This is a genomic window from Salmonella sp. FC25216, assembly GCF_057751355.1.
This window is the reverse complement of record NZ_JBDGON010000002.1, coordinates 166,105-189,829: the sequence shown is the minus strand read 5'-3', so window position 1 is coordinate 189,829 and position 23,725 is coordinate 166,105. Positions and strand designations below refer to the sequence as shown.

The window sequence follows — 23,725 nt, the reverse complement described above, 5'->3', positions numbered from 1 at the left end:
CTATCTTTCTGAGGGTTATCAGGATGTTTCGCTTTGGATGACGCAAAAAAACCGCCTGGTATAGGCTGCCCACTAAAGTCAGGCAACTGCATCAGGCGGTTGGTTAATAGCACAAGACGCTATCTACGAGGATCTTCAACCTCATTTTGGGTATCCGGGTCGAGAGGATCGTCTCCCTCTGGCGTATCCGGAATATTTTCACCAGGAAGCGGTTCATCTTCTGGTAATGGATCGACTAAATCAGGACGTTCAGACATAAAGCCTCCAACGAACCATAGTTATTAAAGATACCCTATATCACTACTTTTGATTTTTCTTTGGATTTTTTCCTTCGTCTTCGGGTGTCTTATCAGGCTTCCTGGGCTGATCCTTCGAAACACGCAACGGTTGGTTATTCATGGGTAACTCCTCAGGATAGGCAGCGATATACTGCTTTGAAAGTATAGGGTCGCCGCCATACGTGCGCGAGCGCAGCGGCAAGGAGTATCGGAGACGATTAAGAGGTGGTGATAACGCCAGGTGACGGAATTTGCACACAATTCCTGTTTTCAGGGGCCGCCCGGCGTAAATTAAAGAATTGTAAACAATCAGCCGTTTTGCCGAAGACTTATTCTGCCCACGACGGTTTGTTTAAAATATGATCCTGCCAGTCCCGCACTTCAGATTCTTTAACCGCGATATGACGGACAGAAATTCGCTCGCCATGCATAGCGGCTTTCGATCCAGTAAGCAGCGGATGCCACGTCGGCAAGGGCTTACCTTCCGCTAACAAACGGTAGGCGCAGGTCATCGGCAACCATTCAAAGTCTGGCAAGTTTTCGCGAGTGAGTTTGATACAGTCGGGTTCAAATTCAAAACGGCGCTCATAATGACGGCACTGGCACGTTTTGATATTTAATTGCCTGCACGCCACGTTGGTGAAGTAGATTTCATCTGTATCTTCATCCATCAGCTTATGCAGGCAGCATTGACCGCAGCCATCGCACAGCGACTCCCACTCGGCATCGGTCATTTCATCCAGGGTTTTACGTTGCCAGAAAGGTGTATCGCTCATTAAAGTATCCGCCATTGCACTAAAGCTGCACCTTATAACCAGTCTGGCCTGCAGATGCAAGTTTTACCGCCGCTGAAGGCGGCAAGCAGATTTTACAGAACGCGGGTAGACAACGTTTCGCCATTAAAACGAATGTCCAGCTCATCGCCGCTTAATAATGGCCCCACGCCTGCCGGCGTGCCGGTTAGCACCACGTCCCCGGCTTTGAGCGTAAAATAGCGGCTCATATAGGCGATAAGAGGCACAATAGGATGAATCATATCCGCGGTCGACCCTTGCTGGCGAACCTCGCCATTAACGTTAAGTCCGATAACCGTATTTTGCGGATCGCCGCTGAAGGCCGCGACAGGGATGAAGCCTGAAATCGGACATGCGTTATCAAAACCTTTGGCTTTTTCCCAGGGCTGTCCGGCCTTTTTCATTTTCCCCTGAATATCGCGCAGGGTTAAATCAAGCGCCACGCCATAACCGGCTATCGCTTTACGTACATGATCTTCGGTCGCCTGGCGGAGCGTTGCGCCAATCAGCACAGCAAGTTCAACTTCATGATGAACAGCGCCCATATCCGCCGGAATCGCCAGCGGCTGGCGAATATCACACAATGCGGTTTCCGGCTTGATAAAAAGCACGGGTTCTTCCGGCGTCGCGCTGCCCATCTCCTTGATGTGATTTGCGTAATTACTGCCCACGCAGACCACTTTACTTACCGGGTAATCAAGCAAGGCGCCTTGCCAGTTACGATGTTGATACATATTTTCCCCTAAGATCATGATGGAATTCAGGCGCGGCGCCGAATACCGTTTAACGGTCAGCGGGCGACGTATTTTGTCCTACCGAAGAAAGATGTTGTTTCAGCAAATCTTCCGGCGGCGGCGGCAATTGTAAATAATAGCCCTGCTCGCTTAACGCCTGTTTTACTTTTTCGAGCTCAGCATTGACTAATTTTTTACGTCCATCAAGCGGCAGCATCATCGCTAACTGCGGCTGACCGAATCCTTTCATCAACGCTTCAGGCACCCGCGAAAAATCGTCTTTTTTTTCGACATACAAATAGGTTTGATCGCGCTTGCTACTTCTATAGATCACACAAAACATACTTTTACTCTGAATTAACGGGATGGTGACTTGCCTCAATATAATACTGACTATAACATGCCTTCTGGACTTCGGAATATCACTCCGTATCGGAGATGATAAATAGCAAATTGAGTAAGGCCAGGATGTCAAACACGCCAATCGAGCTTAAAGGCAGTAGCTTCACCTTATCAGTGGTTCATTTGCATGAAGCGGAACCAGAGGTTATTCGTCAGGCGTTAGAAGACAAAATAGCGCAGGCTCCTGCGTTTTTAAAACACGCCCCTGTCGTTATTAACGTTAGCGGTCTTGAAAGCCCGGTAAACTGGCCGGAACTGCATAAGATCGTGACCTCAACTGGCTTACGCATTATCGGCGTGAGCGGCTGTAAAGACGCCAGCCTGAAAGCAGAAATCGATCGGATGGGTCTTCCTTTACTGACCGAAGGTAAAGAGAAAGCGGTTCGACCGGCGCCCGTTGAGCCGGCAACGCCCAGCGAGCCGCCGCAAAACGCTAATCCCATCACAAAAACGCGATTAATTGATGTTCCGGTTCGTTCCGGTCAGCGCATTTATGCTCCACAATGTGATCTGATTGTTACAAGTCACGTCAGCGCTGGCGCAGAGCTTATCGCTGACGGCAATATCCATGTCTATGGCATGATGAGAGGTCGCGCGCTGGCAGGGGCGAGCGGCGATCGGGAAGCGCAAATTTTTTGTACCCATCTGACGGCAGAACTGGTCTCTATCGCAGGTGTTTACTGGCTGAGTGATAAAATCCCGGCAGAATTTTATGGCAAAGCGGCGCGCCTGCGTTTAGCAGACAACGCTTTGACAGTTCAACCGTTGAATTGATCCCTTTTTAACAAGGAATTTTTATGGCACGCATTATTGTTGTTACTTCGGGTAAAGGGGGCGTTGGCAAAACCACCTCCAGCGCGGCCATCGCTACAGGTTTGGCCCAGAAGGGAAAGAAAACTGTCGTCATTGATTTTGATATCGGACTGCGTAACCTCGATCTGATTATGGGGTGCGAACGTCGTGTCGTTTACGATTTTGTAAACGTCATTCAGGGCGATGCGACACTGAATCAGGCGCTGATCAAAGATAAGCGTACTGAAAATCTCTTCATTCTTCCGGCGTCGCAGACTCGGGATAAAGACGCGCTGACGCGCGAAGGCGTCGCTAAAGTATTGGACTCACTGAGAGCGATGGACTTTGAGTTCATCGTTTGCGACTCGCCGGCGGGTATCGAAACCGGGGCGCTGATGGCGCTCTATTTTGCCGATGAAGCGATCATCACGACCAACCCGGAAGTCTCTTCTGTTCGTGACTCGGACCGTATTCTGGGTATTCTGGCATCGAAATCTCGTCGCGCAGAAAATGGCGAAGAGCCGATTAAAGAACATCTCCTGTTGACGCGCTACAATCCAGGCCGCGTAAATAAAGGCGACATGCTCAGCATGGAAGATGTACTGGAGATTCTGCGTATTAAACTCGTCGGGGTGATCCCGGAAGATCAATCCGTACTGCGCGCATCTAACCAGGGCGAACCGGTGATTCTTGACGCCACTGCGGATGCGGGTAAAGCCTATGCAGATACCGTAGATCGTCTGTTGGGAGAAGAACGTCCTTTCCGCTTCATTGAAGAAGAGAAGAAAGGTTTCCTCAAACGCCTGTTCGGAGGATAAATTATGGCATTACTGGATTTTTTTCTCTCGCGGAAAAAGAGTACCGCTAATATTGCAAAAGAGCGGTTGCAAATCATTGTCGCGGAACGTCGCCGTAGCGATGCCGAACCGCATTATTTACCGCAGTTACGCAAAGATATTCTTGAGGTCATTTGTAAATACGTACAAATCGATCCGGAAATGGTTACCGTCCAGCTTGAGCAAAAAGATGGCGATATCTCCATCCTTGAACTTAACGTAACGCTGCCGGAAGCCGAAGAGTCAAAATAAGCTCTTTTATGGGAAAATTCCTGGATTAAAAAAGGCAGAAGAATCTGCCTTTTTTATTTTTTTGCATTACTCCGGATACGGACATTTATTTCACTGGCCGTTTTCCTGACAATTACCGTCGTTAACGCGGATACTCCTGCAACAGAAGAGTTAACTTCTCCGCCATCAGTTCGGCGCGCCAGCCGGAAATCAATTCCGGTTGCCCATTTTGCGGTTTTAATTTCCAGTGCCAGTTAAGCAACTGATTAATCTGCCGACGCGATGCCAGTAGCTCGCCGCTGACGTGATGCGCCGCGCTTACCTCCGCCACCAGCACTTTGATGGCCTTAAACGCTTTGCGATAGCCCGGCATGTCCATCAGATTCAACAGCGGTTCCGGCAATGCCTCTTCCGGTAGCGCCTGCGCTTTCGCCACCAGCGATATCAACGTTTTGCCGTGAAAACGAATCTCACTGCCGGAAAGGCCCAGGCTATCCAGCTCACCGAGACTGCCCGGCATATAACGCGCGACCGCCCACAGGTTTTCCTCACGCACAACGAAGTTCACCGCCATATCGCGCTCACGTGCCTTACGCAGACGCCAGTCAGCTAAAAGTTGTAGACAGGCTAACTGGCGGGTACGCAGTTGCCAGGCATTGGTGATATCCCGCCATGCTTCTTCCGGCGCCTGAATCTCCTGACGACGCTGCTGCATCAATCGGCACTCATTAAGCGCGGCAGGCAACCATCCTGCGGCTTCAGTTTCAATCATCAGCTTTTTAGCGATCGGTAACAGATACCAGACATCCGCCGCCGCGTATTCACACTGACGTTCGCTTAAAGGCCGGGCTAACCAGTCGGTACGAGACTCGCTTTTATCCAGCGCCACGCCCGTATACTCTTCCACCATCGACGCAAACCCCCACGACAGCGGACGCCCGCAAAACGCCGCCAGAATTTGCGTATCAATCAGAGGTGCCGGCAGTTCACCAAACGCATTAAGAAATACTTCCAGATCTTCGCTGCCCGCGTGCAGAAATTTGGTGATTCCCGTATCGCGCAGCACTGCTTTTAACGGCGACCAGTCGCTGATGCCGAGCGGATCGATCAGGGCGACATTTGTCCCATCAAATAGCTGGATCAATCCTAACTGTGGGTAATAGGTACGGGTACGGACAAATTCAGTATCTAAAGCAATAGCCGGACATGCGCGGACAGCCTCACACAGGCTCGCCAGCGCATCGTCCGTTTCAATCATTTGGTAATTCAAATCGTGTTCTCTTTGGTTCGCGCCAAAAAAAACGCCGGTTTAACCGGCGTCTCTCGTTAGCTGACTTAACGCTCAGGCTTTATTGTCTACTTTGCCACGGGCTTCGTCACGCAGTTCTCGTCGTAAAATTTTCCCAACGTTAGATTTTGGCAACTCCTCGCGAAACTCCACCTGTTTGGGCACTTTATATCCGGTCAGATGGCGACGGCAGAAGGTAATCAGCGCATCGTCAGTCAATGCGGGATCTTTCTTAACCACAAAAATCTTCACCGCTTCGCCGCTACTGCCGGAAGGCACGCCAACCGCTGCAACCTCCTGCACGCCAGAATGCTGCATCACCACATCTTCAATTTCGTTTGGATAAACGTTAAAACCGGAAACCAGAATCATATCTTTCTTGCGATCGACAATCCGCAGAAAGCCTTCTTCATCCATAACCGCAATATCGCCTGTATGCAGCCAGCCATCTTTAATGATTTCATCCGTCGCGTCAGGACGCTGCCAGTATCCCAACATAACCTGCGGGCCTTTCACGCAAAGCTCTCCGGCCTCACCCGGCGCGACTTCATTGTCATCGTCATCCACCAGTTTGGCTTCTGTTGACGGTACCGGCAGGCCGATACTGCCGCTATGATAATCAATATCATGCGGGTTGACGCTCACCAACGGGGCGCACTCGGTCAGCCCGTAGCCTTCCAGCAGGTATTGCCCGGTCAGTTTAACCCAACGTTCCGCAACGGCGTTTTGCACCGGCATCCCGCCGCCGGCTGACAAATGCAGCGAGGAAAAATCCAACTGCTGAAACTCTTTATTATTGAGCAAGGCGTTGAACAGCGTGTTAACGCCGGTCATCGCCGTAAATGGATATTTCGCCAGCTCCTTGACCAGGCCGGGGATATCACGCGGATTGGTAATCAGCAGGTTTTGCCCGCCCAGCTCAATAAAGAGCAGACAATTCATGGTTAAGGCAAAAATGTGATACAGCGGCAGCGCGGTCACCACCAGCTCTTTCCCCGGATGAAGCAACGGCCCATAGGTCGCTTTCACCTGCTCCAGATTCGCCAGCATATTGCGATGAGTCAGCATCGCGCCTTTCGCCACGCCCGTCGTACCGCCGGTATATTGCAGGAAAGCCAGATCTTCGGCGACAACCTCCGGTTTTACGTACTGCATACGGTAGCCATGCTGTAGCGCGCTGCGAAACGAGATTGCGTCTGGCAAGTGGTATTTCGGCACCAGACGCTTGATGTATTTCACGACAAAGTTAACAACCGTACCTTTAGCGGTAGAAAGCTGGTCGCCCATCCGCGTCAGAATAACGTGCTGTACCGACGTTTTCTCGACCACTTTTTCCAGCGTATGGGCAAAGTTAGAAACAATAACAATGGCCGCCGCGCCGCTATCGTTAAGCTGATGCTCAAGTTCGCGCGGCGTGTAAAGCGGGTTAACGTTCACCACAATCATGCCGGCGCGTAAGATACCAAATAGCGCGACGGGATACTGCAACAGGTTTGGCATCATCAGCGCAACACGGTCGCCTTTTTTGAGTCCCAGCCCTTGTTGTAAATAAGCCGCAAATGCCCGACTACGTTCTTCTAATTTGCGGAAGGTCATTACCTCCCCCATATTGACGAACGCAGGCTGATCGGCATAGCGCGTCGCCGCATGTTCAAACAGTTCAACCAGGGATTGATAACGGTCAGGGTTGATCTCCGCCGGAACATCAGCGGGATAACGGTTAAGCCAAACCTTCTTCAATGCATCACCTCTAAAATGAGTGTTCGTCGTCATCACAACCCCAGTTAATAAACAAGTCGTTAACATTATATTAACTCAGCGTACCAGTTTATTAATTACGCAACTGAAAGGTTGCGAAGCGCGTCACTATTTATTTTTATTATGTCTCTATGAATGCAGAAACAGCGGCCCAGCCGCTGTTTCTTTCATTGATAAAACAAAGAGTTACTCTGTTACTATCGTCTGAACCTCTGCGGGTCCAGGGTTATACCATCCCCAACCACCATAGCCATAAGGCCAGGCGCGTCCGCCGTAAAACCACGGATCGATCGGCTGTGGAGGCATGACGACCTGCTGAACAAGATGCCAGCGTTTATAGCCGGTAGCCTGCATCAGCATAAATTTATACGGCGTATTACCGATTTTGCCGTCAACCGTTCCGGTTATCGGGCCGACAACGGTAACTAACTGGCCACGGAAGTCCACCGGGTCCAGAAAACCATTCACATCTGCAAAAATTCTGCCGCGCGAGGCTTCGCCCAGAACAGGACGCGCGCCGCTGTCGAGCGGTACGGTAGCGATTTCAAGCCGGGTTTTTCCCTGCTGATTTTGTACCGCCACAACTTTACCGCCGAAACGCGCCTCTTGCCCGATATAGAGCTGCGGCGCATTCATGACCCGTACCAAATCCTGCTGCGGCGTCGGACTCGAACCTTTAATGGCATCCGGGATAGTCACGCAACCGCTCAGCATAAGCGCAAAAGCGCACGCCAGCGCCCCTTTTATTAACCGTTTTTGAACCGCCATGATGCGACTCCTTTTTCTCGACGTCTATTCCACCCCACAGCATAAAGTATGGGGGGTAATAGTAGTGAGAGTCATTCTTTGCCGGGAAGTTTCTTCCACGCCACTTCGTTACGCAAATAAACCGGCTCGGCATGTTCCACGACAACGGTCTCTCCTGCCGCCAGTTTTTGACTGGCGATGGGCAACATATCTTCCGCTGCCGGGAGCGACACCTCACCATCGTAAAGCGCCAGGCCACACTCCTTCGCCAGATCGGGCCATGCGGACCAACCCGTTCCTACCGTCGCCCACTCGCCGGAAAGCTGTTTCAACCGCTCGCCGACCCGTTCCGGTTTCAGCACCGCTTCCGTCTCTTCGCCCTGCCAGACGCCCTGCGCATCACGCTGGTATTCCGCCCAGTACACCTCGCCCATTCGCGCGTCAATCGCGGCGAGTACGCGGGTCGCGCCGGTTTTACGCCACGCGCCCTGCGCCATCGTGGCAAGCGTCGAAACACCGATCATTGGCAGATTTGCCCCTAACGCCAGCCCTTGCGCAATTCCAATGCCGATACGCACGCCGGTAAAGCTGCCCGGACCGCGCCCAAACGCCAGCGCATCTATCTCATTGAGCGAGGCACCGCTGGCGGCCAGAATCTCCTGCACCATGGGCAGGATACGTTGAGTGTGTTCTCGTGGACAAAGCTCAAAGTGAGCATTGATAGTACCGTTGTTCCACAGGGCGACAGAACAGGCCTCTGTGGCGGTATCGATAGCCAGAATTCGCATGAGGTTTCGTGCTTAGATCAATAAAATAGCGCGCATCTTACCATACTCCGTAACAAATTACTCGGCGGATGGAATCGCAAGAAAGCGAACAGCACGGGCGATATCACGCGTGCGCGGCGCAGGAGGCAGGCTGGCGAGAAACGTGGCACCATAGGGCCGCATCACCAGCCGGTTATCACAAATCACTAACACCCCGCGATCGTCCGCATCGCGAATCAGCCGCCCCACCCCCTGCTTCAGCGTAATCACCGCATCGGGCAGTTGAACCTCGTCAAACGGATCGCCGCCGCGCAAACGACAGTCTTCCATTCGCGCTTTTAACAGCGGGTCGTCCGGGGAGGTAAACGGCAATTTGTCGATAATCACTAAAGATAACGTATCGCCGCGCACGTCCACCCCTTCCCAGAAGCTGCTGGTGGCGACGAGCAGCGCGTTGCCCGCGCTAACAAATTGCTGTAACAGTTGGCCTTTACTGGTTTCCCCTTGCAACAATACTGGCAGCGTCATGGTGGCGCGAAACTGCTCCGCCAGATCGCGCATCATGGCGTGCGAGGTGCATAGCATAAAACATCGCCCGTTATTGGCTTCGATAATCGGCCTTAGCATGGCCGCCAACTGTCGCGCCGCGCCGGGCTGGTTGGTTTGCGGCAGGTTACGCGGTACGCAGAGTAACGCCTGGCGCGTATAGTCGAATGGGCTGGGCAGCAGCATGGATTCTGCCTGCTCAATTCCCAGACGGGCGGTAAAATGGTGGAGATCATCATTTACCGACAACGTGGCTGAGGTAAAAATCCAGCTACCGGGCTTCTGTTCCATCACCTCTTTGAATTTGTCCGCCACGGTGAGCGGCGTCAGCGCCAGGGTGAAGTGCCGAGAGGTGCACTCATACCAGTAGCTGTATCCCGGCTGATTGATCTCTTTTAAGCGTTTCAGCCGTGAACGATATAGCGTGGCGCGTTCAAAAGCCGCATCCAGCAGCGCCGAACGGCCGAGCGACAGCTTCGCCACGTCGTAACAAAGCTCCAGCGTATCATCCAGCAGTAAAAATGCCCGTTGGATACGTGGGTCGGCTAACAGTTCACGCAAATTCCCCCGGTAGCCAGGCTCCCCCAGTTGCAGACGAAAATCCTGCGCGCTCTGGGCAAGGCGATCGGCGCATTTTTGCAACTGTTGAGTGTCTTTCAGTTCCGTCCGGTAGGCAATGGTGATGTCTTTTGCTAAATCCAGTAACTGGCGGCTGGAGAGCGATTGTCCGAAATACTGGCTGGCGATGTCAGGCAGTTGGTGGGCTTCATCGAAGATCATTACTTCAGCCTGAGGGATGAGTTCGCCAAATCCGCTCTCTTTAACCACCATATCCGCAAGAAAAAGGTGGTGGTTTACAATCACCACATCCGCGTCCATCGCCTTTTTACGCGCTTTCACCACAAAGCATTCTTTGTAGAGCGGACAATCGCTGCCAAGGCAGTTGTCGTTGGTACTGGTGACCAGCGGCCAGGCCTGGGAATCCTCCGCCACGCTGACGCAGGTGCTGATATCGCCATCCCGCGTCTGATTTGACCAGGAGCGCAGCAATATCACGTCGCTTAACGTTTGTACCGGTAAATCGCCGCCCGCCAGCGCTTGTTGTTCCAGCCGCTCCAGGCAGAGGTAGTTTGAACGTCCTTTCAACAGGGCCGTCTTACCGGTAAACGCCAACGCTTTTGCTACCGTCGGCAGATCGCGGCTGTAGAGTTGATCCTGCAACGCTTTCGACCCGGTCGAAATAATGACTTTTTTCCCGGCGCGCAACGCCGGAGCGAGGTAAGCATAGGTCTTCCCGGTTCCGGTGCCGGCTTCAACGACCAGAGGCTGCGCATTTTCAATCGCTTGTGTTACGGCAACCGCCATTTGTCGCTGTGGTTCGCGTGGTTTAAAACCGGTTATCGCTTTAGCCAGTTGGCCATCTGCTGCAAAATCGTCCGTCACACTGCCCCCTGTTAATTTGCACAGGGATTATGTCAGGGTGGAGAGGCTTACGCCAGTTACAGAGGTGACGGCGGCGCCACATTGTGGCAGTCTTGCGCCATTCAAGTGGAAAGCAAATGAGGAATAAATAATGTCTATCGTGCGTATTGATGCCGAAGATCGTTGGTCAGACGTAGTGATCCACAATAATACGCTGTGGTATACCGGCGTGCCGGAAAACCTGGACGCCGATGCTTTTGAGCAAACGGCGAATACTCTGGCGCAGATTGATGCTGTGCTGGAAAAACAGGGCTCCAGTAAGTCACGTATTCTGGATGCCACTATTTTTCTGAGCGATAAAGCGGATTTTGCCGCCATGAATAAGGCGTGGGATGCGTGGGTCGTCGCAGGTCATGCGCCGGTACGCTGTACCGTACAGGCCGGGCTGATGAACCCGAAATATAAAGTTGAGATTAAGATTGTCGCGGCGGTATAAGCCGGTTATTCGTCTTCATCCTCAAAACGCGCCACTATCCGTTCACCGGTATGGTTGGCGCGAAGTTCGCCCGCGACCTGGGCAATTGCTTCTCCGCTGCTCATACCTTGTGACATCAATTCCTGGATACGTTCTACGGCTTTTTGCTGTTGTTCATGACTGAGTGAAGGTAAACCTGCAAACATGATTAACTCCTGCTAAATTGTTAGCGCTAATTATTTCACGCTACCCGGCGGTAAGCCAGTAGTGTTGTAACGAGTCAGGAATGATGAAGACGTTATCTCCCACTGTTATTACCTTACCCTGGCGTCCGGACGCCGCTGAACACTATTTTGCGCCCGTAAACCATTTGCCCTGGGCGATGCTGCTGCATTCCGGTGATGCCATTCATCCCTATAACCGTTTTGATATTCTGGTCGCCGATCCTGTCACCATGCTGACCACGCGCGCACAGGACACCACGGTATGTACTGCGCGCACGACCACCGTCACTCTCGACGATCCGTTACACGTTTTGCAGACACAGCTAGAGGCGCTGCCTTTCCATCCTCAGCCTGACCCTGACTTACCCTTTCAGGGTGGCGCGCTGGGTCTGTTTGGTTACGATTTAGGGCGGCGTTTCGAAACTCTGCCCGATACTGCCGCACACGATATCGCTTTACCGGATATGGCAATTGGCATTTACGACTGGGCGTTGATTGTCGATCACCAAAAACAGGTGGTGTCGCTGATAAGCTATCACGATGCAGACGCCCGATATCGCTGGCTCACCAGCCAGCGCGCACCGACCCGAACGCCCTTTACGCTTACCTCAGCCTGGCAGTCCAATATGACGCGTTGCGAGTACGGCGAAAAATTTCGTCAGGTGCGGGCCTGGTTGCACAGCGGGGACTGTTATCAGGTCAATCTTTCCCAACGTTTTCAGGCGAGCTACGAAGGTGATGAGTGGCAGGCTTTCGAACGCCTTAACCGCGCAAATCGCGCTCCGTTTAGCGCCTTTCTTCGTCTGCATGACGGCGCCATATTGAGTCTTTCTCCCGAGCGTTTTATCCAACTGGAGAACGGTCATATCCAGACGCGCCCGATCAAAGGTACGCTCCCACGGCTTAACGATCCGCAGGCGGATCATCAGCAAGCGCAGAAACTGGCCAACTCAATGAAAGATCGCGCCGAAAATTTGATGATCGTCGATTTGATGCGTAACGACATTGGCCGGGTCGCCGTGCCGGGTTCGGTGAAGGTGCCGGAACTGTTCGTCGTCGAACCATTTCCTGCCGTTCACCATCTGGTCAGCACCATTACCGCCCGTTTACCGGACTCGCTTCATGCCACCGACCTGCTGCGCGCCGCCTTCCCCGGTGGCTCCATTACCGGCGCGCCTAAAGTGCGGGCGATGGAAATTATTGACGAACTGGAGCCGCAGCGACGCAACGCCTGGTGCGGTAGCATCGGTTATCTGAGTTTCTGCGGCAACATGGATACCAGTATTACCATCCGCACCGTCACGGCGACACAGGGCCAACTCTATTGCTCAGCCGGAGGCGGTATCGTGGCCGATAGCAAGGAAGAAGCGGAATATCAGGAAACTTTTGATAAAGTTAATCGTATCCTGCACCCACTGGAGAACTAATACGTGGATACCAGCCGTCTGACGCTCGATCATTTCTTATCGCGCTTTCAGCTTTTGCGCCCGCAGATGACTCATGAAACGTTAAATCAACGTCAGGCCGCCGTACTGATCCCTGTGGTTCGCCGCCCCCAGCCGGGGCTGCTGTTGACCCAGCGGGCTATTCATTTGCGCAAACACGCCGGACAGGTCGCCTTTCCCGGCGGGGCCGTGGACAGTACTGATGCTTCGCTTATCGCCGCAGCGCTTCGCGAAGCGCAGGAGGAAGTCGCCATCCCGCCACAAGCCGTGGAAGTGATTGGCGTTTTACCACCGGTAGACAGCGTGACCGGTTTTCAGGTCACACCAGTGGTCGGCATTATTCCCCCCAACCTTCCCTGGCACGCAAGTGAAGACGAAGTGTCTGCGGTGTTTGAAATGCCGCTGGCGCAAGCGTTGCAACTGGGTCGATATCATCCGCTCGATGTTTACCGTCGCGGCACTTCGCACCGCGTATGGCTCTCCTGGTATGAGCATTATTTCGTCTGGGGCATGACCGCAAACATTCTTCGTGAGCTGGCGCTGCAAATCGGCGTGAAGCCCTGACTATATACAAAGTCATTCAAGTTGCTTCAAGGCGGCAAGCGAGCGCATCCCACTCGCAGCCTCCACAGAGGCAGCCTGAGGGATAACGTGTATATACTTAACTTTACGCGCGCAAGACACGACTTGAGATTACTGCAGCAATATTAGTAAAAACGCAGTTATTCATTAGTTTAATTCATGTGAATAGTTAAGCTGATAGCGGCGTTCCCTCTTACACTATGCGCAGTTATAACATCGTAACCGGAAGCCCCGGTTGCCCTGTCAGGAGTATTATCGTGATTAGCCTATTCGACATGTTTAAGGTAGGGATTGGTCCCTCCTCTTCCCACACTGTTGGCCCGATGAAGGCCGGTAAACAGTTCGTCGATGACCTGGTCGAAAAAGGATTATTGGATAACGTTACCCGCGTCGCTGTCGATGTCTACGGCTCGCTGTCGCTGACGGGAAAAGGTCATCATACTGATATCGCCATTATTATGGGATTGGCGGGTAATGAACCCGCTACCGTGGATATTGATAGTATCCCCGGTTTTATTCGCGACGTCGAAACGCGCGAGCGTCTGTTGCTGGCCCAGGGACGTCAGGAAGTCGATTTCCCGAAAGATGACGGAATGCGTTTTCATAATGGCAATTTGCCGCTACATGAAAACGGGATGCAGATCCACGCCTGGCATGACGACACGGTCATTTATAGCAAGACGTACTATTCCATCGGCGGCGGCTTTATCGTTGATGAAGCGCATTTCGGTCAGGAAGCGACGAATGAGGTTACTGTGCCTTATCCGTTTAAATCGGCGAAAGAAATGCTGGAGTATTGCAACAGCACCGGCCTTTCACTCTCCGGCATGGTGATGCAAAACGAACTGGCGCTGCACAGCAAGAAAGAGATTGAAGAGTATTTCGGTCACGTCTGGCAAACCATGCAGGCCTGTATTGATCGCGGTATGAATACCGAAGGCGTTCTGCCGGGGCCGCTGCGCGTACCGCGTCGTGCCTCCGCGTTGCGTCGTATGCTGGTTTCCAGCGATAAACTTTCCAGCGATCCGATGAACGTCATTGACTGGGTGAACATGTTTGCCCTGGCAGTGAACGAAGAGAACGCCGCTGGCGGCCGCGTCGTGACGGCGCCAACCAACGGCGCGTGCGGCATCGTTCCTGCGGTGCTGGCATACTACGACCATTTTATTGAGTCTGTCAGTCCGGATATTTACACCCGCTACTTCCTGGCGGCAGGCGCTATTGGCGCACTGTATAAGATGAACGCGTCTATTTCCGGCGCCGAAGTCGGCTGTCAGGGCGAAGTCGGCGTCGCCTGTTCGATGGCGGCGGCAGGCCTTGCTGAACTGTTGGGCGCCAGCCCGGAACAGGTTTGCGTTGCTGCTGAAATCGGCATGGAGCATAACCTGGGGCTAACCTGCGACCCGGTTGCTGGTCAGGTTCAGGTGCCGTGTATTGAGCGTAACGCCATTGCTTCGGTTAAAGCGATCAACGCTGCGCGTATGGCCATGCGTCGAACCAGCGCGCCGCGCGTCTCGTTGGATAAAGTCATCGAAACGATGTACGAAACCGGAAAAGACATGAACGCAAAATACCGCGAAACGTCACGCGGCGGGTTGGCCATTAAAGTCCAGTGTGATTAAACGCCGTTTCCCCTCCCTTCGCCCATCTGCTACGGATGGGCGAAATTTTTATCTCTTCCTCGTCGACTCCACGTTTCCCCACTACACTTGCTGTGTCGCGGTTGGCTTTTGTCGCCAACGCTTATTGGGCGGCCCGCATGCAAACAGCACAACGGATCATCAATCATTATCGCCGTAATCGTTTCATTGTTTGCACGATTTGTGCACTGACCACGCTCATTCTTACGCTGAGCATCCGATTTATTTCGGAGCGGAACTTAAATCATCATCGCACGGTCGCGTTCGCGAATCATGCCGTTGATGCGCTGGATAATGTTTTGCATCCCCTCCAGGTCGGACGAAACGTGCTGCTACCATTGCTTGAACTTCCGTGCGCGACCGCGCATCTGCCGTTGCGTAAGCAAGCCGCCCGCCTGCAAACCATCCGTTCTATCGGGCTGGTGAAAGAAGGAATACTCTACTGCTCAAGTATTTTTGGTGCCCGTAACGTCCCCATGCGCCAGCTTCAGCCCGATCTTCCCGCAGCCAGCGATCTACTGCTGCTTTCCACGGATCAATCATTACTCAAGGGAAGCCCGATTCTCATTCAGTGGTATCCCGCCTCCGCCGATGGCCAGGATGGCGTGATGGAAATTGTAAATATTGGCTTGCTGACAACCATGCTACTTGAACCGCAGCAGCCGCAGATTACCAGCGCCAGCCTGACGGTCGGCAAACGGCACCTGTTATATGGTCGGGGCGTGGTCGATACTCTCCCGGAATTAAAAAAAGATGAAGAGCGTTACCAGCTCTCATCGCAGCACTTTCCTTTTACTATCAGCGTCAGCGGACCGTCGGCAGGCGAACTGGCGTTCAAGCATCTACCGACGCAGTTACCGCTGGCCGTATTGCTTAGCCTGTTGATCGGTTATATCGCCTGGCTGGCGACGGCCAGCAGAATGAGTTTTTCCTGGGAGATTAATCTGGCCCTCGCCGAACGTGAGTTTGAGCTATTTTGCCAGCCGTTGCTCAATGCCCGTACGCAGCAGTGTACCGGCGTTGAGATCCTGTTACGCTGGAACAACCCGCGCCAGGGCTGGATCTCACCGGATGTTTTTATTCCTATCGCCGAGGAACATAACCTGATAGCGCCACTTACCCGCTATGTGATTGCGGAAACCATTCGGCAACGGTACTACTTCCCCATAAGCCACCAGTTTCATATCGGCATCAATGTTGCGGCAAGCCATTTCCGGCACGGCGTGCTTCTCAGGGATCTTAATCAGTACTGGTTTAGTGCGGAACCTGTTCAGCAACTGGTGCTGGAGCTCACGGAACGCGACGCGTTACTTGACGTTGATTACCGCCTGATGCGAGAGCTGCATCGTAAAGGCGTGAAGCTAGCCATCGATGATTTTGGCACAGGAAACAGCTCGCTCTCCTGGCTGGAAAAGCTGCGTCCGGATATTTTGAAAATCGATAAATCCTTCACCGCCGCCATCGGCACCGATGCGGTAAATTCAACCGTGACCGATATTATCATCGCGCTGGGGCAAAGACTGAATATTGAACTGGTTGCGGAAGGGGTCGAAAACCAGACGCAGGCACAACATTTGCGCCTGCATGGCGTACAAATGTTACAGGGCTATCTCTATGCGAAGCCGATGCCAATTAGCGAATTTCCACAGTGGCTGGCGGGCAGCGCGCCGCCCCCCGCCCGGCATAACGGACAGGTTATGCCCGCTATGCCGCATCTATAGACTTGATTCCTGCGTGTGACGTTATTCCTCTTCGTCACGGACAGGCTGTTCTTTAACAATCCGAACCAGATCTACACGATAGTCGTTGGCCTCGACAATGGTGATCCGCAACGGCGGAACATCAATGACATCGCCTACACGAGGAATATGGCCATTAGCGGCGATCACTAACCCCGCGACCGTCGCAATATCGCCCTCTTCGTTCACCAGATGGTCAACTTCCAGCGCCTGCTGTAGCGCATGAAGATCGGTGCCGCCCTTCACTATCCAGCCCTCGGCATCGGCAACGATTTCCGGCGTTTCATCGGCATCCGGGAACTCACCGGCAATCGCTTCCAGCACATCCAGCGGCGTAACCAGCCCCTGCACCACGCCGAACTCGTTAGTGACGATAACGAAACTGCCGCGCGCGCGACGCAGAACGCCTAACAGATTGATAGGATCAAGCGTTTCCGGCACCACTATCGCCGGAGAAGACGCGGCGATAGCCGCCACATCCGCGCCCTCTTCCAGCGCCACTAGCAACTCTTTCGCGCGAACGATACCGATAATTTCATCCAGCTCGCCCCGACATACCGGGAACAGGCTATGCGGAGAAGAGAGCAACTGCTGACGGATTTCAGCTACGCTGAGATTCGCATCCACCCAACTAATTTCGCCTCGCGGCGTCATAATGCCGCGCAGGGAACGCGACGCCAGAGTCAGTACACCGTTAATCATGTAGCGCTCTTCTTCGGCGAAGGCGCCTTCCGACACCGACATCGCGACCGGGCTATCTGTCTCATGTTGCGTACTCGCCTGGCGTTTACCGCCCATCAGACGCAGGATAGCGTCCGCAGTACGCGCGCGCAGCGGCAACGTGGACTGATGACGAATAAAGTTGCGGCGCGCAATCTGGTTAAACACCTCGATAATGATCGAGAAACCAATTGCCGCGTACAGGTAGCCTTTCGGAATATGGAAACCAAACCCTTCCGCCACCAGGCTCAAACCGATCATCAGCAGGAAGCTCAGACAGAGCACCACCACCGTCGGATGCTGGTTGACAAAACGGGTCAGCGGTTTTGACGCCAGTAGCATCACCGCCATCGCAATCACCACCGCCGCCATCATAACCGGCAGATGGTTCACCATACCTACCGCCGTAATCACGGCGTCCAGCGAGAAGACCGCGTCCAGGATGACAATCTGCGTGACCACGACCCAGAAGCTCGCATAACCTTTACCGTGTCCGGCGTCATGCTCGCGGTTTTCCAGACGCTCATGCAGCTCGGTGGTCGCTTTAAATAGCAGGAATATCCCGCCCAGTAGCATAATTAAATCGCGACCGGAGAAGGTAAAATCCCAGACGGTAAAGAGCGGCTTTGTTAAGGTCACCAGCCACGAAATTATGGACAGCAGCGCCAGACGCATAATCAGCGCCAACGACAGCCCGATAAGACGCGCTTTGTCACGCTGCTTTGGCGGCAATTTATCGGCCAGAATCGCGATAAACACCAGGTTATCGATGCCCAGGACAATTTCAAGGACGACGAGCGTGAGTAAACCCACCCAAATTGAGGGATCCATTAATAATTCCATGACAAGCTCCTGCTTAAGGAATGACTAAACGGCGCCCACAACATCTCAAAGGATGCAGGCGGTAACGCAATAAACAAAGTAAGGTTATGGCAAGATATGCCAGATTGACAGGCGCAAAACGGCCAAAAAGTGAAATGACGTCGGTGACGATCCATACAACGGGCTGCTGCCCTATACCCCATTCTAATTAAACGGAAGCTAAACATAACAGAGACAACTGGTTTTTGGCAAAGATTTACCTTCCTTTGCAAAGAGATGTAACCAGGATATTTTACACTTCGAAATTTCTCATTATCGAAAACAAAATTACGGATCTCCATCACACAAAATATTTTTTTCGATATCTAAAATAATTCACGAAAATCATGCGTTTTTCGTTGTAACCCGGATCTGAATCGATTCGATTGCGGACGGCGATGCAAAAATACATCTGTCAAGTTGATGTGTTGACAATAATAAAGGAGGTAGCAAGTGACCATTGCTATTGTGATAGGCACACATGGTTGGGCTGCAGAGCAGTTACTTAAAACAGCCGAAATGCTGTTAGGCGAACAGGAAAACGTCGGCTGGATCGATTTCGTTCCAGGCGAAAATGCCGAAACGCTGATCGAAAAGTACAACGCTCAGTTGGCTAAACTCGATACCAGTAAAGGCGTGCTATTTCTCGTCGATACATGGGGAGGCAGTCCGTTTAACGCTGCCAGCCGCATTGTCGTCGATAAAGAGCGCTATGAAGTTATTGCCGGCGTCAACATCCCGATGCTGGTCGAAACGTTTATGGCTCGTGATGACGATCCGAGCTTTGACGAGCTGGTCGCACTGGCAGTAGAAACCGGTCGCGAAGGCGTAAAAGCGCTGAAAGCGAAACCGGTAGAAAAAGCCGCGCCAGCACCAGTCGCCGCCGCGCCAAAAGCTGCCGCGCCGGCAAAACCGATGGGCCCGAATGATTATATGGTTATCGGGCTTGCCCGTATCGATGACCGCCTCATTCACGGTCAGGTCGCTACCCGCTGGACTAAAGAGACCAATGTCAGCCGTATTATTGTCGTGAGCGATGAAGTCGCAGCGGATACCGTACGTAAAACGCTGCTGACTCAGGTTGCGCCGCCGGGCGTTACAGCGCATGTGGTTGACGTTGCGAAGATGATTCGCGTCTACAATAACCCGAAATACGCCGGCGAACGCGTGATGCTTCTCTTTACCAATCCTACCGACGTCGAGCGCATCGTTGAGGGCGGCGTGAAAGTCACTTCCGTGAACATTGGCGGTATGGCCTATCGTCAAGGTAAAACGCAGGTGAACAACGCCGTTTCCGTCGATGAAAAGGATATCGAAGCTTTTAAAAAGCTCAACGAGCGCGGCATCGAGCTTGAGGTGCGTAAAGTTTCCACCGATCCGAAACTGAAAATGATGGATTTAATTGCCAAAGTGGCGAAATAACCGCCGGCATTTAATTAGCTTTCACACTTAAGATAGCAATAGGAGAAGTACAATGGAGATTACCACTCTTCAGATTGTGCTGGTGTTCATCGTCGCATGTATCGCGGGTATGGAGTCGGTACTTGATGAATTTCAGTTCCACCGTCCGCTGATCGCCTGTACCTTAATCGGCGCCGTTCTGGGGGACATGAAAACCGGTATTATCATCGGCGGTACTCTGGAAATGATCGCTCTGGGCTGGATGAACATCGGTGCCGCCGTTGCGCCTGATGCCGCACTGGCGTCCATCATCTCTACCGTTCTGGTTATCGCCGGGCACCAAAGCATTGGCGCCGGTATCGCGCTGGCGATTCCGCTGGCGGCGGCAGGCCAGGTACTGACCATTATCGTACGTACCATCACCGTGGCATTCCAGCACGCGGCGGACAAGGCGGCTGAAAACGGCAACCTGACGGCGCTCTCCTGGCTACACGTTTCCTCCCTGTTCCTGCAGGCAATGCGTATCGCTATCCCGGCGGTTATCGTTGCCATCTCCGTAGGCACCAGCGAAGTACAGGGGATGCTGAACGCGATTCCTGAAGTTGTCACAGGCGGTCTGAACATCGCCGGCGGCATGATCGTCGTGGTTGGTTATGCGATGGTTATCAACATGATGCGCGCAGGCTACCTGATGCCGTTCTTCTACCTCGGTTTCGTCACCGCGGCTTTCACAAATTTCAACCTGGTCGCACTGGGTGTCATCGGCGCAGTGATGGCTATTCTTTACATCCAACTGAGCCCGAAATACAACCGTGTAGCGGGCGCGCCTGCAGCGGCGGCTGGCAATAACGATCTTGATAACGAACTGGACTAACAGGTGAGCGAAATGGTTGATATGACTAAAACTACCACCGAGAAAAAACTCACTCCGAGCGATATTCGCGGCGTATTCCTTCGTTCTAACCTGTTCCAGGGGTCATGGAACTTCGAACGTATGCAAGCGCTGGGCTTCTGTTTCTCTATGGTGCCGGCGATTCGTCGCCTGTATCCGGAGAATAATGACGCGCGTAAACAGGCGATTAAGCGTCATCTGGAGTTCTTTAACACTCATCCTTACGTTGCGGCGCCGGTACTGGGCGTGACCCTGGCAATGGAAGAAAAGCGTGCGAACGGCGCGGAGATTGACGATGGTGCCATCAACGGTATCAAAGTCGGTCTGATGGGACCGTTGGCAGGCGTCGGCGACCCTATCTTCTGGGGTACCGTCCGTCCGGTATTCGCGGCGCTGGGTGCTGGTATCGCCATGAGCGGCAGCCTGCTTGGTCCGCTGCTGTTTTTCATCCTGTTTAACCTGGTGCGCCTGGCGACCCGTTATTATGGCGTGGCTTATGGCTACCGCAAGGGCGTCGATATCGTTAAAGATATGGGCGGCGGCTTCCTGCAAAAACTGACTGAGGGGGCGTCAATTCTCGGCCTGTTTGTCATGGGGGCGCTGGTTAACAAGTGGACGCATGTGAATATCCCGCTGGTGGTCTCCACCATTACCGGTCAGGATGGTCAGACACGTGTTACCACCGTGCAAACCATTCTCGACCAGCTGATGCCGGGTCTGGTCCCACTACTGTTGACCTTTGCCTGTATGTGGCTGCTACGTAAGAAAGTTAACCCGCTGTGGATTATCGTGGGCTTCTTCATCATCGGCATCGCCGGCTACTCCGTCGGACTGCTGGGCCAGTAAGGCTGTTGTACACTACCGGGGCCAAACGGCCCCGTTTTTTTATTTCTCTGGAGGATAAATGACTATCACGGACCTGGTGCTGATTCTCTTTATTGCCGCATTATTGGCTTATGCTCTCTACGATCAGTTCATCATGCCCCGTCGCAATGGCCCCACTCTGCTTTCTATAGCCCTGCTTCGCCGTGGTCGCGTAGACAGCGTTATCTTTGTTGGGCTGGTCGCCATCCTTATCTATAACAACGTGACCAGTCACGGAGCGCAGATGACCACATGGTTACTAAGCGCGCTGGCATTAATGGGGTTTTATATATTCTGGATCCGCACGCCACGGATCATCTTTAAACAACGTGGTTTTTTCTTCGCCAATGTCTGGATAGAATATAACCGTATTAAAGAGATGAATTTATCGGAGGACGGCGTACTGGTGATGCATTTAGAACAACGACGTTTGCTTATCCGTGTACGCAATATCGACGATCTGGAAAAAATATATAAGCTTCTCGTTGCAACTCAATAAGTTAAGATATAGCCTCAACTATGTTTTTCGAATTTTATTTCGAATCATAATATAGCTAAGGCTATATTTTCTATTGACCAATTGTTATTTAATTTAACGTTTTATTGATGAATAAATCTAAATGAAAATCGTTTTCAATTGAAAGGCAAATAATATTTTATCGCTGTTGTTTTATATTCTAAAAATATGTTAATGTTGCGCCGTCAATTGGGGAGTAGCCGATTTCCGGACTCCGGAAATGTACGCGTCAACATACTCGTTGCAAAACGTGGCGCGTACGGACCAGCCGCCGCTGGTCAGGCGAGACCATAGGCGCATCAACTGCTGTGTATTTCGTCACAGGATGGCGACATGCATGTTTGCTGGGGGCGGTGATGTGTTTAATGGATACCCCGGTCAGGACGCTGTCATGCACTTTACTGCTACTGTTCTTCTTGCTTTCGGCATGTCGATGGATGCTTTCGCGGCATCGATTGGCAAAGGCGCCACCCTCCATAAACCCAAATTTTCAGAAGCGTTGCGTACCGGCCTTATCTTTGGCGCGGTTGAAACGCTGACCCCGTTGATCGGCTGGGGGTTGGGGATGTTGGCGAGTAAATTCGTTCTGGAATGGAACCACTGGATAGCCTTTGTTCTGCTGATCTTTCTGGGCGGACGCATGATCATCGAAGGTATCCGCGGCGGTAGTGATGAAGATGAAACACCGCTACGTCGCCACAGCTTTTGGCTATTAGTCACGACGGCTATCGCGACAAGCCTCGATGCTATGGCGGTTGGCGTCGGTCTGGCGTTTTTGCAGGTGAACATCATCGCTACCGCATTGGCTATCGGTTGCGCCACGCTTATCATGTCCACCCTCGGAATGATGATCGGTCGCTTTATCGGCCCAATGCTGGGTAAGCGTGCTGAAATTCTCGGCGGGGTCGTACTGATAGGGATTGGCGTCCAGATCCTCTGGACGCATTTTCACGGTTAACTGTCACGCTGCCAGAGATGAAGGTTGAAATCCGTCTGGCAGCTAAGCCCGGCGCTGACGGCCAGTTGTTCCCACACTTCCGGTCTGGCTCGCCAGGCGAATGGCGTCATTTGCAACAGTGCTACAGCCGCTTCGGCGTTGAGCTGCATGTGATAAGCAAGGCGGGTACTCTGCTGCAATGTGAATCCGTCGAGCTGCTCGGTATGCGGCGCATGTAAACGCACCTCATCATAAATGAGTCCTTTTAGTTCCATCAGATGATGCGGTCCCGGCGTCGCGGTAACGACCCAACCACCAGGTTTCACTACACGCGCCAATTCCTGCGCCTTACACGGGGCGTAGATTCTGATCACCGCATCCATTGACGCATTGGCAAAGGGCAGTCGATGGCTTGACGCCACACAAAACTTCACCTGCGAATAGCGCTTCGCCGCCGCTTTGATCGCCGTTTTAGCAACGTCCAGTCCAAACGTGGTGATTCCCGGCAACGCCTCTGCAAAAGCATGGGTGTAATACCCTTCGCCGCAGCCGATATCCAGAATCGCCGTGGCCGACTTATCCAGCCGCTCGCGCAACAGGTTAATCACTGCATCGCGCAACGGCTGATAATGGCCTGCATCAAGAAACGCTCTCCTCGCCTGCATCATTTCGGCGCTGTCGCCCGGATCGCGTGAACGTTTATGCTGTACCGGCAGCAGATTGATATAGCCCTCTTTCGCCACATCAAACTGATGGCGCTGTGGGCACATAAAGCTGTTATTAATCTGCGTAAGCGGCTGATGGCAAAGCGGACAGGTAAACGACATGACAAC

The 23,725-nt window shown here is 52.7% G+C and carries 26 protein-coding genes; 13 read left to right on the top strand and 13 right to left on the bottom strand.

The annotated features are described in order from the left end of the window. Window positions 1–119: 119 nt before the first annotated feature. From AC3G3F_RS04390 to AC3G3F_RS04375, 4 genes are all read right to left on the bottom strand, one after another. The gene (locus AC3G3F_RS04390; protein WP_001519337.1) at window positions 120–257 is read right to left on the bottom strand and encodes a hypothetical protein; all 138 of its coding nucleotides are present in this window, start codon (window positions 255–257) and stop codon (window positions 120–122) included. Window positions 258–607: 350 nt separating this feature from the next. Next, window positions 608–1,054 carry a cysteine cluster protein YcgN gene (ycgN, locus tag AC3G3F_RS04385; RefSeq protein ID WP_001285703.1) on the bottom strand — a complete coding sequence of 149 codons (447 nt, stop codon included), beginning with the start codon at window positions 1,052–1,054 and terminating at the stop codon, window positions 608–610. Window positions 1,055–1,146: 92 nt separating this feature from the next. Beyond that, on the bottom strand, window positions 1,147–1,806 hold the full coding sequence (locus AC3G3F_RS04380) for a fumarylacetoacetate hydrolase family protein (RefSeq protein ID WP_023247707.1): 660 nt from the start codon (window positions 1,804–1,806) through the stop codon (window positions 1,147–1,149). Window positions 1,807–1,855: 49 nt separating this feature from the next. Further along, window positions 1,856–2,149, bottom strand: coding sequence for a YcgL domain-containing protein (locus tag AC3G3F_RS04375; protein WP_001525604.1), 294 nt, complete (start codon window positions 2,147–2,149; stop codon window positions 1,856–1,858). Window positions 2,150–2,274: 125 nt separating this feature from the next. Here AC3G3F_RS04375 and minC point away from each other — a divergent pair, with 125 nt between their 5' ends. The 3 genes from minC to minE are packed head-to-tail and all read left to right on the top strand — an operon-like array spanning window position 2,275 to window position 4,088. Continuing rightward, complete coding sequence (gene minC, locus AC3G3F_RS04370) at window positions 2,275–2,982, top strand: septum site-determining protein MinC (protein WP_000072523.1); 708 nt, start codon at window positions 2,275–2,277, stop codon at window positions 2,980–2,982. Window positions 2,983–3,005: 23 nt separating this feature from the next. After that, window positions 3,006–3,818 (top strand): septum site-determining protein MinD, encoded by an 813-nt coding sequence (gene minD / locus AC3G3F_RS04365; protein ID WP_023247708.1) that lies wholly within the window; start codon window positions 3,006–3,008, stop codon window positions 3,816–3,818. Window positions 3,819–3,821: 3 nt separating this feature from the next. Beyond that, window positions 3,822–4,088, top strand: coding sequence for a cell division topological specificity factor MinE (minE, locus tag AC3G3F_RS04360; RefSeq protein ID WP_001185666.1), 267 nt, complete (start codon window positions 3,822–3,824; stop codon window positions 4,086–4,088). Window positions 4,089–4,209: 121 nt separating this feature from the next. On the opposite strand, the gene rnd is transcribed toward minE, so the two are convergent. The 5 genes from rnd to yoaA form a co-directional block, all read right to left on the bottom strand. Further along, window positions 4,210–5,337 carry a ribonuclease D gene (gene rnd, locus AC3G3F_RS04355; protein WP_023247709.1) on the bottom strand — a complete coding sequence of 376 codons (1,128 nt, stop codon included), beginning with the start codon at window positions 5,335–5,337 and terminating at the stop codon, window positions 4,210–4,212. A gap of 72 nt (window positions 5,338–5,409) precedes the next feature. Continuing rightward, entirely contained in the window at window positions 5,410–7,095 is a 1,686-nt protein-coding gene (gene fadD, locus AC3G3F_RS04350; RefSeq protein WP_023247710.1) for a long-chain-fatty-acid--CoA ligase FadD, read from the bottom strand. A gap of 204 nt (window positions 7,096–7,299) precedes the next feature. Further along, on the bottom strand, window positions 7,300–7,881 hold the full coding sequence (locus AC3G3F_RS04345) for a Slp family lipoprotein (protein ID WP_000290594.1): 582 nt from the start codon (window positions 7,879–7,881) through the stop codon (window positions 7,300–7,302). 71 nt (window positions 7,882–7,952) lie between these two features. Then, window positions 7,953–8,648, bottom strand: coding sequence for a tRNA (adenosine(37)-N6)-threonylcarbamoyltransferase complex dimerization subunit type 1 TsaB (gene tsaB, locus AC3G3F_RS04340; protein ID WP_023247711.1), 696 nt, complete (start codon window positions 8,646–8,648; stop codon window positions 7,953–7,955). Window positions 8,649–8,705: 57 nt separating this feature from the next. Next, complete coding sequence (gene yoaA / locus AC3G3F_RS04335; RefSeq protein ID WP_000128801.1) at window positions 8,706–10,616, bottom strand: DNA repair helicase YoaA; 1,911 nt, start codon at window positions 10,614–10,616, stop codon at window positions 8,706–8,708. A 130-nt stretch (window positions 10,617–10,746) separates the two neighbouring features. On the opposite strand from yoaA, the gene AC3G3F_RS04330 reads away from it, so the two are divergent. Then, window positions 10,747–11,091, top strand: a complete 345-nt coding sequence (locus tag AC3G3F_RS04330; RefSeq protein ID WP_000029548.1) for a RidA family protein — start codon at window positions 10,747–10,749, stop codon at window positions 11,089–11,091. Between the two features lie 5 nt (window positions 11,092–11,096). Here the strand turns inward: AC3G3F_RS04330 and AC3G3F_RS04325 are convergent, their stop codons facing one another. Further along, the gene (locus AC3G3F_RS04325) at window positions 11,097–11,276 is read right to left on the bottom strand and encodes a YoaH family protein (protein ID WP_000457328.1); all 180 of its coding nucleotides are present in this window, start codon (window positions 11,274–11,276) and stop codon (window positions 11,097–11,099) included. Window positions 11,277–11,356: 80 nt separating this feature from the next. Between AC3G3F_RS04325 and pabB the strand changes: the two genes are divergently transcribed. The 4 genes from pabB (at window position 11,357) to AC3G3F_RS04305 (ending at window position 16,682) form a co-directional block, all read left to right on the top strand. Continuing rightward, a complete protein-coding gene (pabB, locus tag AC3G3F_RS04320; RefSeq protein WP_072158641.1) occupies window positions 11,357–12,721 on the top strand; it encodes an aminodeoxychorismate synthase component 1 in 1,365 nt (454 codons plus the stop codon). Between the two features lie 3 nt (window positions 12,722–12,724). Continuing rightward, on the top strand, window positions 12,725–13,303 hold the full coding sequence (locus AC3G3F_RS04315; protein ID WP_023247713.1) for a CoA pyrophosphatase: 579 nt from the start codon (window positions 12,725–12,727) through the stop codon (window positions 13,301–13,303). 275 nt (window positions 13,304–13,578) lie between these two features. After that, window positions 13,579–14,943 carry an L-serine ammonia-lyase gene (gene sdaA, locus AC3G3F_RS04310; protein WP_023185515.1) on the top strand — a complete coding sequence of 455 codons (1,365 nt, stop codon included), beginning with the start codon at window positions 13,579–13,581 and terminating at the stop codon, window positions 14,941–14,943. Window positions 14,944–15,080: 137 nt separating this feature from the next. After that, window positions 15,081–16,682: an EAL domain-containing protein gene (locus AC3G3F_RS04305; protein ID WP_488394511.1), complete on the top strand. Its 1,602-nt coding sequence runs from the start codon at window positions 15,081–15,083 to the stop codon at window positions 16,680–16,682. A gap of 21 nt (window positions 16,683–16,703) precedes the next feature. Here the strand turns inward: AC3G3F_RS04305 and yoaE are convergent, their stop codons facing one another. Continuing rightward, complete coding sequence (yoaE, locus tag AC3G3F_RS04300) at window positions 16,704–18,263, bottom strand: CNNM family cation transport protein YoaE (protein WP_023247715.1); 1,560 nt, start codon at window positions 18,261–18,263, stop codon at window positions 16,704–16,706. After that, window positions 18,251–18,418, bottom strand: a complete 168-nt coding sequence (locus AC3G3F_RS04295) for a protein YoaL (RefSeq protein ID WP_374956703.1) — start codon at window positions 18,416–18,418, stop codon at window positions 18,251–18,253. The genes yoaE and AC3G3F_RS04295 overlap by 13 nt, the downstream gene beginning before the upstream one ends. A gap of 316 nt (window positions 18,419–18,734) precedes the next feature. Between AC3G3F_RS04295 and manX the strand changes: the two genes are divergently transcribed. The 5 genes from manX to mntP all read left to right on the top strand — a co-directional run bounded on the left by manX (window position 18,735) and on the right by mntP (window position 22,913). After that, window positions 18,735–19,703: a PTS mannose transporter subunit IIAB gene (manX, locus tag AC3G3F_RS04290; RefSeq protein WP_000150521.1), complete on the top strand. Its 969-nt coding sequence runs from the start codon at window positions 18,735–18,737 to the stop codon at window positions 19,701–19,703. Between the two features lie 52 nt (window positions 19,704–19,755). Further along, window positions 19,756–20,556, top strand: a complete 801-nt coding sequence (manY, locus tag AC3G3F_RS04285) for a PTS mannose transporter subunit IIC (RefSeq protein WP_000406918.1) — start codon at window positions 19,756–19,758, stop codon at window positions 20,554–20,556. 12 nt (window positions 20,557–20,568) lie between these two features. After that, on the top strand, window positions 20,569–21,420 hold the full coding sequence (locus AC3G3F_RS04280) for a PTS mannose transporter subunit IID (RefSeq protein WP_024149642.1): 852 nt from the start codon (window positions 20,569–20,571) through the stop codon (window positions 21,418–21,420). A 58-nt stretch (window positions 21,421–21,478) separates the two neighbouring features. Beyond that, window positions 21,479–21,937, top strand: coding sequence for a DUF986 family protein (locus tag AC3G3F_RS04275; RefSeq protein ID WP_053507876.1), 459 nt, complete (start codon window positions 21,479–21,481; stop codon window positions 21,935–21,937). A 409-nt stretch (window positions 21,938–22,346) separates the two neighbouring features. Next, a complete protein-coding gene (gene mntP, locus AC3G3F_RS04270) occupies window positions 22,347–22,913 on the top strand; it encodes a manganese efflux pump MntP (RefSeq protein ID WP_023247718.1) in 567 nt (188 codons plus the stop codon). Here mntP and rlmA read toward each other — a convergent pair. Further along, on the bottom strand, window positions 22,910–23,719 hold the full coding sequence (gene rlmA, locus AC3G3F_RS04265; protein WP_023247719.1) for a 23S rRNA (guanine(745)-N(1))-methyltransferase: 810 nt from the start codon (window positions 23,717–23,719) through the stop codon (window positions 22,910–22,912). The two genes, mntP and rlmA, sit on opposite strands and share 4 nt — an antisense overlap. Window positions 23,720–23,725: the final 6 nt, after the last annotated feature.

Excerpts from the sequence above, each read along its gene's own strand:
- AC3G3F_RS04390 (WP_001519337.1), bottom strand. The coding sequence starts at position 257 with ATGTCTGAACGTCCTGATTTAGTCGATCCATTACCAGAAGATGAACCG.
- ycgN (WP_001285703.1), bottom strand. The coding sequence starts at position 1,054 with ATGAGCGATACACCTTTCTGGCAACGTAAAACCCTGGATGAAATGACC.
- AC3G3F_RS04380 (WP_023247707.1), bottom strand. The coding sequence starts at position 1,806 with ATGTATCAACATCGTAACTGGCAAGGCGCCTTGCTTGATTACCCGGTA.
- AC3G3F_RS04375 (WP_001525604.1), bottom strand. The coding sequence starts at position 2,149 with ATGTTTTGTGTGATCTATAGAAGTAGCAAGCGCGATCAAACCTATTTG.
- minC (WP_000072523.1), top strand. The coding sequence starts at position 2,275 with ATGTCAAACACGCCAATCGAGCTTAAAGGCAGTAGCTTCACCTTATCA.
- minD (WP_023247708.1), top strand. The coding sequence starts at position 3,006 with ATGGCACGCATTATTGTTGTTACTTCGGGTAAAGGGGGCGTTGGCAAA.
- minE (WP_001185666.1), top strand. The coding sequence starts at position 3,822 with ATGGCATTACTGGATTTTTTTCTCTCGCGGAAAAAGAGTACCGCTAAT.
- AC3G3F_RS04345 (WP_000290594.1), bottom strand. The coding sequence starts at position 7,881 with ATGGCGGTTCAAAAACGGTTAATAAAAGGGGCGCTGGCGTGCGCTTTT.
- tsaB (WP_023247711.1), bottom strand. The coding sequence starts at position 8,648 with ATGCGAATTCTGGCTATCGATACCGCCACAGAGGCCTGTTCTGTCGCC.
- AC3G3F_RS04330 (WP_000029548.1), top strand. The coding sequence starts at position 10,747 with ATGTCTATCGTGCGTATTGATGCCGAAGATCGTTGGTCAGACGTAGTG.
- AC3G3F_RS04325 (WP_000457328.1), bottom strand. The coding sequence starts at position 11,276 with ATGTTTGCAGGTTTACCTTCACTCAGTCATGAACAACAGCAAAAAGCC.
- pabB (WP_072158641.1), top strand. The coding sequence starts at position 11,357 with ATGATGAAGACGTTATCTCCCACTGTTATTACCTTACCCTGGCGTCCG.
- AC3G3F_RS04305 (WP_488394511.1), top strand. The coding sequence starts at position 15,081 with ATGCAAACAGCACAACGGATCATCAATCATTATCGCCGTAATCGTTTC.
- yoaE (WP_023247715.1), bottom strand. The coding sequence starts at position 18,263 with ATGGAATTATTAATGGATCCCTCAATTTGGGTGGGTTTACTCACGCTC.
- AC3G3F_RS04295 (WP_374956703.1), bottom strand. The coding sequence starts at position 18,418 with ATGGATCGTCACCGACGTCATTTCACTTTTTGGCCGTTTTGCGCCTGT.
- manY (WP_000406918.1), top strand. The coding sequence starts at position 19,756 with ATGGAGATTACCACTCTTCAGATTGTGCTGGTGTTCATCGTCGCATGT.
- AC3G3F_RS04280 (WP_024149642.1), top strand. The coding sequence starts at position 20,569 with ATGGTTGATATGACTAAAACTACCACCGAGAAAAAACTCACTCCGAGC.
- AC3G3F_RS04275 (WP_053507876.1), top strand. The coding sequence starts at position 21,479 with ATGACTATCACGGACCTGGTGCTGATTCTCTTTATTGCCGCATTATTG.
- mntP (WP_023247718.1), top strand. The coding sequence starts at position 22,347 with ATGCACTTTACTGCTACTGTTCTTCTTGCTTTCGGCATGTCGATGGAT.
- rlmA (WP_023247719.1), bottom strand. The coding sequence starts at position 23,719 with ATGTCGTTTACCTGTCCGCTTTGCCATCAGCCGCTTACGCAGATTAAT.